Origin of the sequence: Marinobacter sp. DSM 26671 (assembly GCF_900112835.1) — a bacterium.
Classification (GTDB): domain Bacteria; phylum Pseudomonadota; class Gammaproteobacteria; order Pseudomonadales; family Oleiphilaceae; genus Marinobacter; species Marinobacter flavimaris.
Map to the genome: position 1 here is coordinate 1 of NZ_FONF01000040.1, position 12,904 is coordinate 12,904.

Genomic DNA, 12,904 nt, shown 5'->3' on the forward strand with positions numbered 1-12,904 from the left:
GGCGGCAGTCAGATTATGCCAAAGATCGTGATGGAATAACTATCCCTGTTGACGGTGCCGGCCGGCTCGGGGCTGGCCGGCAAAACGGCGGCCTAGGCCGCCCTGCGTAAACACTACGAAGTCACGCTTTTTGGCATCCTACGGGCCGGAAGGTTGCTTTCCACTCTGGTGTTGGTGGAAACCCGCGTGGCGACGGGTGACTGGCTGCTGATGCATGGTTCGCCCGAAGCCGTTGAACGGTTTTGTGCCTCACAGAGTGCCTGTTGTCCCTGGGTTTTCCTGAGGGCGAAATGGAGCGGGTCATTAAGGAGTTCGGAGTGGCAGAGGTGGCACTGCGACGCGGATCTTCACTGATCGCGAAGACTCCCGAGGAGCGGCGCTTCCGTGAACAATTCCGGCTCAGTAGTAGTGGTGTCCGAGGGATGGGACAATCCCAAGCCACGCGGTTTGGTAACTCCCGCCTTGAAGAAAGCGACACACTGTTGCTGGTCGGTGGCTGGAACCGGGTTCGTGAGCTGCAGCAGGAGCGTGATTTTGTTCTGCTGGATACGCCCGAGGAAATGGACGAAATGCCCCGCTGGCGCTGGCGATAATCGGCAGTGGCTGCCTGACACGGCCGGAAGCCTATCGATCCCTCAATTCCACCAGTCTGTATTGATTGCCGGACTATTACCTCTGGCGATGGAGTGAAGCGGTGCTCCGGCGCTGATTGTCTACCAGCTTGTCGCAGGCTTTGGCGATGCAGGCCCCGTGCGCTCTACGTAAGCCTGTTTCTGCTGACATCCGTGCTCAATCAGTTTATCTCGAATACTGCTACCAACGTGCTGGTAACCCCCATTGCCACTGCGTGGGAATGGGGGTCAGCCCCGAACCAGTACTGATGACCGTGGCCTCGCCGGTCAACATCCTGATGCTTGCGCCGGGAAACTACCGCTTCCTCGATTTCGCCAAGTTAGGGGTGCCCCTGCAGCTGCTTGCCATGGGCGTGGTAATTTGGCTCACGCCGCTGCTTTTTCCGTTTTGAGGTCTCTTCCTAAAGCCTTTTTCATCTCTCCCAAAGACGCCGTCGCAGCTAGCGCGGGCGCATTGACGATAGAAAATTGGGCATTCATCAGACTTTCCTTAGTTTTGGTTACGACTATACAGCAGTTGCCGTCCCTGGAAAGAGATGTTTTGGGCGGTGAAAAATGTCCGCTTTGTGGTCGACCTGAATGTCCGCTTTGCGACCGCTGGCACCCTAGGCAATTCCTAAACAAAAGCGGACATTCGGAAATGGCCGAATTGACCATAAAGCGGGCCTTTTTGCCGCGTCGCTCTACTTCATTATTTCTCCGATCCAATGGAATATACGACGCCTTAGGGAATAATCAGAGACCTCTTAGACAGGCTTCCACCATGGAAGCCCACAAGAATCTGCTTTAGCGACTACGAGAGCTACGCTTTGGAACGCCCGGGTCGAAGCGACATAGAGGGTTGCCGCAGGCCCAGGTTCAAGAGCTTCGCCAGCGTGCAGGAATTTCTCAATGCCCGCGGTGGGAACGATGAGCACGCGCTGGTATTCGGTACCCTTTGCCGCCTTGAAGTTAATGTAATCCAAATCGAACTTCTTTCCTGAGCTGGAGGAATGTCGCAGGCACTGCGGTGAAAATTCCTCTACGTAGATGTTCACATGGTCAGGATGAATCAAGAAAACTCCGTCGTGACCGGTCGTTTCATGGTTCTTTGAGTCTGTTGGTGGGAGCCGCCACTTGGGGCCAAAGATCGTATCCCCGAAGGCAGCAATTTCAGGACGGCATCTGTATGTGGTGGTGCTGTAAGAAATCTCGACGAGACCAATTTTCTCGCGCTCCCGAAACCATTCGATAGCTCCCGCATAAGCGTAACCTTTGTGCTTTGAGCTGCGTGGATTGGTCGCGAGAACGGCCTGCCTGAAATCGCCAACCATTGTGATATCGATTGACGAGCCTAATAGTACATCCAAGATACTCCAGTCGTAGGCGCTCAAGTCTTGAACCTCGTCTATCACTATTTCGTCATAGATACATTCAAGTCGTCGCATGAGGCTGCCACTGCTAGCTTCGATTAACTCATTGGCCAACCGGCCCAGCTCGCACGCATATACACTCGACCCCGAATCAAGGAATCTGGCAGGCCCTTTAGCGAATCTATGAGGCCGGCCATCAAAATTAAACCCGAGGATACGTCTTCCTGGGAATTTGAACGGTACAAATGGCCGAGCAAAATGTCGGGTAAGGAACGCGAACCAGCCCATTACTTCGATGTCAGAGTGACTACCTGCGACCGCTCTCAAGCGGGCCCTTAGCACAGCTTGATTGGCTTGGGTGAAAGTTATTACTGCGACTCGCCGATTCGGCGCCAGCGACGCGCAGTGCTCAACAATTCCTCGTGTCTTTCCCGAACCTGCCACTCCCAGCGTAAGTCGGTTAACCATGGATAAACTCCGCCGCCTCTCGCAGGTAATCTGGCGCATTCAGGGGTTCGCCAGATTCCGATATGCGTAGCGCGGCTTCTGTTTTCTCTCGCTCCATCCACGTGGCTAAGTTAGCCCGTAATGTGATTCCAAGCATTCGTCGGACTTTGTCTTCTCCATTGAAATGCACAATCTGGGGTTCTAGTGTCCTGCCATGCTCCACTTGGCCGACAAAAAGCTCCCGTTTACCTGTTTCCAGAAATTCATCTAAGGGCTTTCGAAGATCTTCCGCGTCGATGCCGTCATTGTCACGTATCGCTGCTACCCGCTTGTCCAACGCTTTACACAATTCAAGTGCGCGCGCAGCCGAAAGGCCCCTCATACTTATAACATCGATTCCTAGCTCAATAGGCCTTCTTTGATATAGGTCTACAAAAATGCGCTCAAAGATGATCTCGTCGGATGCACCTTCCACAAGAACGATCTTATCTGCCAAGGCGAGCCTCAACGTGTCATAGCCGGGGAGCTTCTGAAAATATGTGACTGTGTCCTTTCGAAGTTCGGGAATGCGAGGTGCCGCGCTCGCTCCGATGAGCAACAAGGAGGACAGCCCTAGTCGATTGAGAACGAATGAGCTGTGAGTCGTGATAAACAGTTGCTGCTGGTCACCAGCCAAGTCCTGCATCCGCGAAATCAAGGTTGCAAGGCTGGTGTGTGAAAGGTGGTTCTCTGGCTCCTCGACCATGACAAATTTTGCTCGATCGGAATGACGGTCCATCGCTAGCAAAATCTTGATAGCTGCTTGCTGACCCTGCCCCGACATCGAAAACGGAACGCGATCTACATGAGGCGTAATTGCCGTCTCCCATGAGGTCCGCGCACTCTGGTCCATCGCAAGCGAAATCGGTTTATCTTGAAGTGATGCCTGACCGGCGCCAATTCTTTCGTTGATATCTCCCAAGACACCATCAGAAAGCGAAACCTTAACTTGACGATAGGCGAGCGACACGGCTGCCCGCTCGGACGGATCCAGATTATCACTAAGAATACTGCGCAGGTGGTAGTCAACGCCATGGGCTGATCTAACGGTGCGGGAATCAATGACGGCGGTGACAAGTTGACGTGGCCGTTGAGTAAGCCGGTTGTCGGCGAAGTCACGCCAATCTTCCATATAATATTCTACTGGAAGGACGTCCGACGGACTCTCCATCCACTTCTCGAAGTCAGCAATGTATTCAGGGTTTGGAATAATTCGGAGCGATGTACCTGGGCAGGCTTTGGTAGGCACTTCGCTGTTCACTGCGCCACACAGATGCTGAAGATCGTCCCTGTCCTCAAAGAATAATTCGATCCGGATTTCTGGCGGTGCGACTTTGTATCCCGCTTTTCTACTTTCGACGAAATCGTCAACCATTCTTGTGTTAAACCAATAGGGATTCAGTTCCTCGGATGCTCGCCGTCCATTGATCCGTCCGGTGAGGCCCAAAGCGATAGCTTCAAGCAGCGTGGACTTTCCACTTTCATTGGCACCCACAATCAGATTGAGGTTTTTGTCTGGCTGGAACTCGAAGTCCTCGAAAATGCGATAGCCGGCGATTTTTACCTTCGTTATCATCGGAACCTATCCTTTTGAGTCCGCTTATAATTTGAATTCCAAGGAGGGGGGTATGCAGGAGAACGATCAGCCCAAGTACCGGTTTTCATCCGCTAAGTAACGGAAAATGGGTCGCTATAACGCCGATTGACACTAATTGAGCCTGCTCGCCAGCCCAGCGGTTGCCCGCTAGACCAAACATTGAAGCGAGAACCCTTATAAACTTTTACCATAGCACCCACCGGCATAATTGTGGAATCGATCTGAATGCCCGTAACCTGTTCGTTGGCATGACCGACCCGCAGGGGGAAGTATTACTGCACAAGGAAATCAAAGCCCGACAGAAACTCTTTCTGAAGCTGATCGATCCCTTTCGTGATTATCGGGCTGTTGGCGTCGCGTGCATGCACAGCTGATACCTGGAATTCCCCCGATACGCGTGACACCCCCAGCCTCAAACTGGATCTTTCGGACTCGGATCTGAATGTCCGCTTTGCGACCGAAGTGACCCGACCTAAAGAGAAAGTGGTTTAGCTGCATATTCCGGCCCATCATGAACACCCATTCCGGACGAACGTGAACACCGATTCTGGTTCAACGTGAACAGTCATTCCGATTGAAGGTGAACACTTTTCCGGATTTTGCGGAATCGGTGTTCACGATGCCGGAATCAGCGTTCACATTCCTGGAAACGGTGTTCACGTTCAACCGGAATCCTTCTTAACGCATTGTTTATTCAACCGCTTGCTACTCTGATTCCTTTTTCTGGGGAGCGGAGTTGTGCCAGCAAAGAGAATTCCAATGCGTAAAATCAGAGAGGTGCTTCGCCTAAGGCTGGAAGCCGGACTCTCGATCCGGCAGATCAGTGCCAGCACTAAGACCAGTTTCGGGGCCATCCAGAAGCTGTTGGCCCGGGCCGATGCCCTGAACCTCAACTGGCCGTTGCCCGAGGATTTGGACGATGGCCGCCTTGCGGCCCTGTTCTATCCCGGTGCCGATCGCACCACATCGACTCGCTACCAGGTGCCTGACTGGGCCACCGTTCATCAGGAACTCAAGCGTAAAGGGATGACCAAGCAGCTGTTGTGGGAGGAATTCACCGCTGAGTATACCAATCACTGTTACAGCTACTCCCAGGAAACCGTCACCGCAGCTTTGTTACAAGAATACAAATGCACACTGGCTTATCAAGCCAGCAACTGGAAAGCTCCGGAAGAAAGTTGTGCATCCATTCGACCTTATTTTCCGGGACCCGAATGTATACCTGATCGGGAAAATCGAGGGCAGGGAAGGTATTCGCCAGTGGTTCTAAACTATGCGACATCGGGTGAGGTAGTGGAAGTTGTAGTAAGTGTTATTGAATATGGGTAATTCATACTTTTAGCGTCAAAGCGACCTTATTTGTCGCAATGAGGGATTATCGTTACCGAAGTTTCATTCACGCCGATAAATTGGCATGACTCTTACGGCCGGTATGTCCAGAAAAGGCGCGTGGCTATGTACTTTAATTCTCGAGCGATCTTGCTTGCAGCATTATTCACATATTCGAACTATAGAGGATTTCTAGGATTTATGGGTGGTTAGATAATCTGGTTTTTGGGAGTGCGGATGGCTTCGAGCATTGACCGGCGGGCTGACCGTTACACACAGCTTTTGAGCCTAGACAAAATTTCAGTTTAAGGTGAGAAAATGATCAATTTGGATAATCAAGAGTTTACTGGACGAAGGCGTCAGGCAGCTGTGCTTGCAGTGTTGATTATTATCGCATTCTCGTGGTTGAACATTATCGATCGTAAGGCGCAGGAATATGCAGACGAAGCTATTGTTCAATCCCTGAGTATTTTTGGAACGCTCCGATTAGCAAATGCTGCTATTTCTGTTATCAAAACGGTAGAAGTGGACGCAGTAATCGCCTCTGTTCAATTCGGTCAGATGCTCGATCCAGTAGATGACTTGATTGAAGATGCTTCCTCTGTTCTTAAGATGTCAATTGGATCCCTGATCGCTCAAAAAATCCTTGGTGAAATCGTTGCAACGAATTTTTTTAAACTTCTGCTCACAGTCTCTGGGGCGTTGCTTATTGTCTCCTTCTTTTTAGGACAAGGGAGGCAGTCGGCATTTCTGATAAAAGCATTTGCCCTAGTTGGGCTGGCCCGTTTTCTCGTTGTATTAGTGGTTTTTCTTAATGGTATTGTGGACCAGGCGTTTGTATCAGAGAAGACGTCGTCTGAGCATAAAGGCATTCAAGCTGCATCAGCGAGCATCTCCTCAGTAAGTCCACAGGGTGCAGCGCCAGATGACAATGACCCAGCTGTTATCGAGCTGAAAGAGCAGATTCAATCACTTAATGAAGACAGAGAAGCACTGCAAGAAAGCCTTTCCATAACACAAGCCAAAGTTGCAGACGCGCAGGCTGATCTGGACGTTTCTGAAGCAGAGTTGGCGATAATCCGCAAGGAGTTAGGCCTGAGAGAGCGTTACTTTTCCGAGAACCCTGAATATGATAAGCAAAAAGCTTCGGTCGAGCAGCGTGCTTCGGCGCTTTCTGGCGCACTCAATGAGCTCGATAAATTGGTAGAACGTGTGGACAGTATCGACGAGCAGCTCGAGGCTCTTGCTGGAGAGCTCAATGGCGGTGGGAAAGGCTTTTTTGCCTCTGCCAGGGAAATGACGGATCTTTCTCGCATACAGGGAAAGGCGGAACAGATGGTTGATTCGATGCTTAATTTGATGGCGCTCCTGACTCTGAAAGCGGTCGTTATCCCTATAATTTTTCTAGTGCTTCTTCTAAAAGGCTTCAGTTATATCTGGGGTATTGATGCGAGAATACTAGCGGTACAACAATGGCAAAGTGCAAAAGGTGAGCTTACAAATAAGGCATGATCGATAGGAAATAATCAGACTTTAGCAAAAACTCGAGGCACCTCAGGACTCCGCGGGCACGGTCAGTAGCATTATTATCACTGGCCGTGCAATGAGGTATTCTCGAGCCGGCGGGGCTGCACGAGGAGACTGCATCAGCGACAGCTGCTGTTCGGTTATCGCAGGATTTTTCTGATAAGGAGCCGTACTGGAACGGAGTCAGGGTCAAGTGAATGAAGAATACCTTTCAGTAATGGCGCGGGATAGAAAAAACGACATTAAATGACGTATCGACAGCATAAAGTGCTTTCGAAAGGATCGGGAGACCACCCTATGCTGTTGTGGAAAGAGCTCATCAACGAAGCCCAGGATCTGGAGCGAAGCGCCGCCGGTTCCAAAGATGATCTGAAGCTTCTGCAGATTTACCTCTGCCGCCTGTACCTTACCCCTGGATACGAGAACACTTTGAGTCTGTTCAATGCAGAGGAGTCGATGGCTTTTCTGGGTATTGATATGCCGGAAGACGGTGAGATACAGCTGGGTAGTCGTGCCCATCTCAAGTCCATCCGTAAGCGCGAAAAATCACTGACTGCATCATTGAAGGGTAAGCCTCAATTCTCGTTCGAGCCGTTGCTGTCCAGTTTGGTTAGGCTCCTGAAGCCTAATTTGGTCGAGGTCAAGGTGCTGATCTACGCCTTGCTGCTACTCAAGCACCCACAGTCCAAACAAGTGCTTCGGGAGCTGGAGATTAACGAGTTCAACAACTCGGTCAACGCGCTGGCCAAAGCCATGCGAGAGTCATCCCGTATGCTTGCCCGGGCACTGGATGAGGACGCCATGCTCTGCCAGATCCGCCTGTTGGAACCGCCTAACCGTGGCAGCGATATCTGGGATCTGGTTGAAGGCGGTCCGTTATTAGGCAAATTGGTGCTGGCAGCTTCCAACGTACCCGGTAGCCAGAGCGAGCAGGATATTGAACAGATGCTGTTTCGGCATGTATGCCCGCCGGGCCCGGAGGCAAAGCATCGGATTGGTGACTTCAATGGTGTGCCAGAGCTCCAGTTGATGCTGGATTACCTTAACAACGCACTGAGCACCAAGGCCCGTGGCAAGAACATACTGTTGCATGGCAAACCGGGCACCGGCAAAACTCAGTTGGCCCGCGCTATGGCCAAAAAACTCTCCGCACCTTTGTATGAAGTACCCACTAAAGATGCTCACACCGGTGCCATGACAGGCCGCATTCGGTTGGATGCAGCCAAGTTGGCGCAGATGTTCTTGGAGGACCGCTTGGGTGCAATCCTGTTATTCGATGAAATGGAAGATGCGTTCCGTAGGTCGGATCAGTTAGCCAAGGGTTGGTTTAATCAATTGCTGGAAGAGAACCAGGCACCGGTGATCTGGACCAGCAATAACATTGCGGAAATGGATCCGGCGTTTCTGCGCCGGTTCGATTTCATTGTTGAAGTACAAGGCTCCGGAACCGACCAACAAAACGAACATCTGAAACGCCAGCTGCAGAATCTGCCAGTGTCTGCGGACTGGGCGGCAAATGCCGCTGGCCAGAGCTGGATGACTCCAGCACTGGCCAAGAACCTGGCTGAGGTTGCACGGTATCTGCCGGCCAAACAGGTCATCCGAAACCAGAACCGGCTAGAATCGCTGATCGATCAGCGCCTGGCAGCCCTCGGTGAGAAGCGCCCGGTACAGGTGCTGAAGAAATCCCGCAAAGCAGACTTTCCGCCATTCCGGGCTGAATGGATCAACACACGGCCAACACTCCGAAATGTTGAACGGCTAACGCGAGAAGAGAGTACGGCCCGAATTTGCTTGTATGGTCCGCCCGGAGCGGGCAAAACAGCCTATGCCCAGGAACTCGCCACGCGCCTGAACAAGCCGTTCATACTTCAGTCGGGCAGCGACTTGCTGGGCATGTACGTGGGTCAAACCGAAAAGAACATTGCAGCGATGTTCGATGAGGCCGAGAAAAGCGGCGCCGTGCTTTTACTGGATGAGGCTGATACGTTTCTCTATACCCGCAGCATGGCCCAACGCAGCTGGGAAGTGAGTGCCGTGAACGAATTCATGGTTCGCCTGGAACGATTCGACGGTGTGTTCCTGGCCACCACTAACCGATTTGACAGCTTCGATAAAGCCATACTCAGGCGCTTCCAGCTGAAAGTGGCATTCAGTTGCCTGAACGCGGAGCAGGTCAAAGTCATCATAACGGCGTGTGTAGTGGACTCAGAGAAAGCAAAAGCGCTGACAAACGACCAGCTCAGCCACCTTGATCACCTGACACCGGGCCTCATCCGTGCCGCTGTTCAGAACCTCCGCTTACGCGGATTCAAAGCGCGAACGGAAAGGCTGCTTGAGGCTTTGAAGGAGGAGCAGCGTCAGCAGACAGAGGGCGTTGTTAGTCAGCCGATTGGGTTTGTTCAGTGAGCAAGGGCAACTGATAGCCATTTTAGAGCCGTCCGTGGAAACGTGGTAGAACCCTAGACCTTAATCTGGTCGGAAAAGTTCCGGTGTGTTGTTAGGACAATTATTTTGCAGCAGTGATTCGAGCATGGCGACGGTCAAGTCGCCATTCGAATGACCTGCACCGGTGTCAATGTAAATCCGATTTGCAGCCTGAAAAGGTTCCTTAAGCGGGGTGTGCCCTAAAACCACATAATCGATACCGGCCACTTCTAAAGGGGCGGCATCGTAAAGTGCACTGAGAATTGTGGAACGACCCCAAATTGCTCTTCTGAAATCGGAGTCCGTGAGCTCGCGTGCCAGAGACTGCCATTGATGACCCGGTACCTCGGCATGGATCACACCGACGTTAATCCCTCCAAGCGGTATCTCAATTGCCAATGGTATCGATTTTTCCAATTTAATAATTTCGCGATACAGTTCGTCGAGATCATATTCTAATGCCCATTCGCCGCCATTTTGCATCCAGAACTGGAATTCAGATGACCCTAGACCTTTAGATAAAGCGTCTAGCATCATAGCCTCATGGTTTCCCCACACAGAATGAAACCAGGGTTGCTGAGGCAGTCTGAGACATTTCGGGGAATCTGGTCCGCGATCAATCAGGTCCCCTACCGATATCACTCGATCTATGCTGGAGTTAAAGCCATGCATTTCTAAATGTTCGAGGAATTCGGCGTAGCATCCGTGGAGGTCTCCAACCACGAAATCCCTGCCAAAAGTATTCTCACCCAGACATCGTAATCGCTGCATCAAAAACTCTCGTTCTCATCGCATTGTAGTGGTTCAATGATTCCGGACACCAACGTAGGTGGTAAGATCGCCACCATAAACGAGGTGTCTGATGACCAGAAAGCGACGTTCTTTTTCTCCTGAGTTCAAACAGGAAGCAGCCAGCCTGGTGCTGGATCAAGGTTACACGATTCCGCAGGCCAGTGTGTCCCTGGGAGTCGGTGAAAGCGCTATTCGGCGCTGGGTTAACCAACTGGCCGAGGAGCGTGACGGTGTCACCCCGAAGGGTAAGGCCTTAACCCCGGAACAACGCCGGATTCAGGAGCTGGAAGCCCGCTGCAATCGCCTGGAGCGGGAGAAGGAGATATTAAAAAAGGCTACAGCTCTCTTGATGTCGGACGAGATGAATCGTACGCGCTGATAGACCGGTTGGGGGAGCAGGAGTCAATTGAACTGGTCTGTGAAGCGTTTGAAGTCAGTCGTTCCAGCTATTACGAGTACCGCCAACGGCGGCACCGTGTGGATGTAGAACGCCTGGCCCTGAAGGCTCAGGTAAACCGCCTGTTTACCAAAAGCCGCAGCTCTGCCGGCAGCCGAACAATCAAAGGCTTGCTCAGCGAGGAAGGCGTTGTCGTCGGTCGCTTCAAGGTACGACGACTGATGAGCGAGCTGGGGCTGATCTGTAAGCAACCAGGCCCTCATGCCTACAAACAGGCCACCGTTGAACGACCGGATATCCCGAACCATCTGGACCGGGAGTTTGCAGTAGAACGGCCTAACCAGGTCTGGTGTGGTGATATCACCTACATCTGGAGTGGCCAACGGTGGAGTTATCTGGCGGTTGTGCTGGACCTATATGCCCGGCGTGTTGTCGGTTGGGCGATGTCCTCCAGCCCGGACGCCGATCTGGTCGTCAAAGCTCTGGACCACGCCTGGGAACAGCGCGGTCAGCCAGAGAAAGTTATGTTCCACTCGGATCAGGGAAGTCAGTATGCCAGTCGTAAGTTCCGTCAGAGGCTCTGGCGCTATCGAATGGCCCAAAGCATGAGCCGGCGTGGCAATTGCTGGGACACTCAATCTACTATGCTTATGAACATCGTGTTGGCCTGACCCGTGCTGGGATTGGCGTAATTGCCTTTGCATTGACCTGTCGGCCAATACTGGTGTTCCCCGAGAGTTACCGGGCCTAGCGTCTGTGACCTAATAGGAGCTTTGTACTGCACCGTGAGTGTCCTGTCCTGCGACTGGGGTTGGTAATTGAGCCTCGCAGAGGAGTCATAGCCATGAAGCACGCATTGCAGCAAGAATCGATCCTTGGTGTAGATACACACAGGGATATTCATGTAGCCGCAGTTATTAATCAGTCTGGTCAGTTACTTGGCACCCAGTCCGTTTCTACAAATACAGCAGGTTAATTTCAATTATTCCAATGGGCGTCTTCTTTTGGTGCGCTAAAACGTGCTGGTGTTGAGGGCACAGGTACATATGGATCAGCCCTTTGCCGCTTTTTGAGTGATAAAGGAGTAGCGGTTTTAGAGGTGAACCGGCCCGATCGTTCGCGAAGACGGCTAAACGGCAAGTCTGATCCAATTGATGCCGAAAACGCTGCCAGATCAGTGTTGTCCGGCATTTCCCAAGCTATACCGAAGCAGCAGTCTGGTGCCTGTGAAGCAATGCGGATTGTCTCGGTTGCCAGGCGCAGTGCCGTGAAAGCGAAAACGCAGACAATCAATCAAATTCGAGCGATGCTCGTTAGCGCTCCGCAGGATGTTCGTGAAAAGCTCTGGAGAATAAAAGCAACCGACTGTGCCAAAGCTTGCGCGGTGGTAAGAAGCCTGGGCGACACGGCGGTTTTAAGGGCACTGTCAACGACCCTTAAATCGCTGGCAAAGCGATGGCTGGCGCTTACAGAAGAACTTAAAGACTATGACAAGCAACTGGAAACCTTGACCCAGAAGCATGCTCAGCAGCTACGGAGTCGATTCTGTAGTTGCCCCCGCTAAACCGGACACCACCTCATTCGTTTGATGCCAGTTCTGCCCGGTACTCCCAGGGCGATTTCATTTTCAGCCCCTTGTGCGGGTGGCTGCGATTATAATCTTCGATCCATTCCGGCAGCCTGGCCATCACCGTGGCGGCATCAGGGAGATCGTTCAGGTACACATAGTCCCGCTTAAACGTCTTCACGAAGGCCTCCGCCATGCCGTTACTCTGAGGGCTTCTCACGGGCGTGGTACACACCACAAAGCCCAGAGAGGACGCGAAGGTCCGCGTTTCTTTGGCAATGTAGCAGCTGCCATTGTCTGTCAGCCACTCCAGCGGATGAGGCACCCTCTCTGACTGGCCGAACCGGTATTCCAGGCTTTCCAGTAGTAGGTCCTGAATCATCTCACCGGTGATGCCACCAGTGGTCGCTACATAGCGCATCAGCTCGCGATCACAGCAGTCCAGGCTGAAGGCTACACGGACAACCTCCTTGTTCCAGCAGCGGATCTCAAAGCCATCTGAGCACCAGCGAAGGTCCGGCTTCAACGTAATAACCTGGCCATTGTGGCAGCGCTCTTGAGGTCGCCCTGTATACCGGGGTAACAGCAGCCCATCCTGCTTCATCAGTCGGTACACGCGCTTGTGGTTTACTCGCTCATCGTTGGCTGCGAGCAACCGATTCAGTCGAGCCGTGATCCTTCGATAGCCATTGGCAGCACGGGCCTCGCACAGCTCGCGGATAAACGGTAAATGCCGGTCATCGTCCTGTTTGCTGTATCTCGGGCTTCGGCCTTTCTGGCGACCATGAAGGCGATCCA

8 protein-coding genes and 4 pseudogenes are annotated in these 12,904 nt (G+C 52.3%); 8 read left to right on the forward strand and 4 right to left on the reverse strand.

Annotation, left to right across the window (positions count from 1 at the left end):
* Positions 1–263 precede the first annotated feature (263 nt).
* The gene (locus BM035_RS21305) at positions 264–593 is read left to right on the forward strand and encodes a hypothetical protein (protein ID WP_092034314.1); all 330 of its coding nucleotides are present in this window, start codon (positions 264–266) and stop codon (positions 591–593) included.
* A gap of 116 nt (positions 594–709) precedes the next feature.
* Complete coding sequence (locus BM035_RS21310) at positions 710–1,024, forward strand: hypothetical protein (protein WP_139216089.1); 315 nt, start codon at positions 710–712, stop codon at positions 1,022–1,024.
* 354 nt (positions 1,025–1,378) lie between these two features.
* Here the strand turns inward: BM035_RS21310 and BM035_RS21315 are convergent, their stop codons facing one another.
* The gene (locus BM035_RS21315) at positions 1,379–2,491 is read right to left on the reverse strand and encodes a UvrD-helicase domain-containing protein (protein ID WP_368073304.1); all 1,113 of its coding nucleotides are present in this window, start codon (positions 2,489–2,491) and stop codon (positions 1,379–1,381) included.
* Positions 2,445–4,046 (reverse strand): ATP-dependent nuclease, encoded by a 1,602-nt coding sequence (locus BM035_RS21320; protein WP_092034317.1) that lies wholly within the window; start codon positions 4,044–4,046, stop codon positions 2,445–2,447. The genes BM035_RS21315 and BM035_RS21320 overlap by 47 nt, the downstream gene beginning before the upstream one ends.
* A gap of 759 nt (positions 4,047–4,805) precedes the next feature.
* Here BM035_RS21320 and BM035_RS21330 point away from each other — a divergent pair.
* The 3 genes and pseudogenes from BM035_RS21330 to BM035_RS21345 form a co-directional block, all read left to right on the forward strand.
* Positions 4,806–5,162: pseudogene (locus tag BM035_RS21330) on the forward strand (helix-turn-helix domain-containing protein); the annotation flags it as partial.
* Between the two features lie 552 nt (positions 5,163–5,714).
* A complete protein-coding gene (locus tag BM035_RS21340; RefSeq protein ID WP_092034319.1) occupies positions 5,715–6,908 on the forward strand; it encodes a hypothetical protein in 1,194 nt (397 codons plus the stop codon).
* Between the two features lie 312 nt (positions 6,909–7,220).
* Complete coding sequence (locus BM035_RS21345; RefSeq protein ID WP_175497448.1) at positions 7,221–9,332, forward strand: AAA family ATPase; 2,112 nt, start codon at positions 7,221–7,223, stop codon at positions 9,330–9,332.
* 60 nt (positions 9,333–9,392) lie between these two features.
* Here BM035_RS21345 and BM035_RS21350 read toward each other — a convergent pair whose 3' ends face one another.
* Positions 9,393–10,121: a metallophosphoesterase gene (locus tag BM035_RS21350; RefSeq protein ID WP_092034322.1), complete on the reverse strand. Its 729-nt coding sequence runs from the start codon at positions 10,119–10,121 to the stop codon at positions 9,393–9,395.
* A 91-nt stretch (positions 10,122–10,212) separates the two neighbouring features.
* Between BM035_RS21350 and BM035_RS21355 the strand changes: the two are divergent.
* The 3 genes and pseudogenes from BM035_RS21355 to BM035_RS23145 all read left to right on the forward strand — a co-directional run.
* Positions 10,213–11,171, forward strand: a pseudogene (locus BM035_RS21355) (IS3 family transposase); the annotation flags it as partial.
* Positions 11,172–11,383: 212 nt separating this feature from the next.
* Positions 11,384–11,515 (forward strand): IS110 family transposase, encoded by a 132-nt coding sequence (locus tag BM035_RS22830; protein WP_217646372.1) that lies wholly within the window; start codon positions 11,384–11,386, stop codon positions 11,513–11,515.
* A gap of 15 nt (positions 11,516–11,530) precedes the next feature.
* Positions 11,531–12,103 (forward strand): annotated as a pseudogene (locus BM035_RS23145) (IS110 family transposase); the annotation flags it as partial.
* A gap of 13 nt (positions 12,104–12,116) precedes the next feature.
* Here the strand turns inward: BM035_RS23145 and BM035_RS21370 are convergent.
* Positions 12,117–12,904: pseudogene (locus BM035_RS21370) on the reverse strand (IS3-like element ISMaq2 family transposase); the annotation flags it as partial.

Coding starts and splice junctions, on each gene's coding strand:
- BM035_RS21315 (WP_368073304.1), bottom strand. CDS start 2,491: ATGCGCCAGATTACCTGCGAGAGGCGGCGGAGTTTATCCATGGTTAAC.
- BM035_RS21320 (WP_092034317.1), bottom strand. CDS start 4,046: ATGATAACGAAGGTAAAAATCGCCGGCTATCGCATTTTCGAGGACTTC.
- BM035_RS21340 (WP_092034319.1), top strand. CDS start 5,715: ATGATCAATTTGGATAATCAAGAGTTTACTGGACGAAGGCGTCAGGCA.
- BM035_RS21345 (WP_175497448.1), top strand. CDS start 7,221: ATGCTGTTGTGGAAAGAGCTCATCAACGAAGCCCAGGATCTGGAGCGA.
- BM035_RS21350 (WP_092034322.1), bottom strand. CDS start 10,121: ATGCAGCGATTACGATGTCTGGGTGAGAATACTTTTGGCAGGGATTTC.
- BM035_RS22830 (WP_217646372.1), top strand. CDS start 11,384: ATGAAGCACGCATTGCAGCAAGAATCGATCCTTGGTGTAGATACACAC.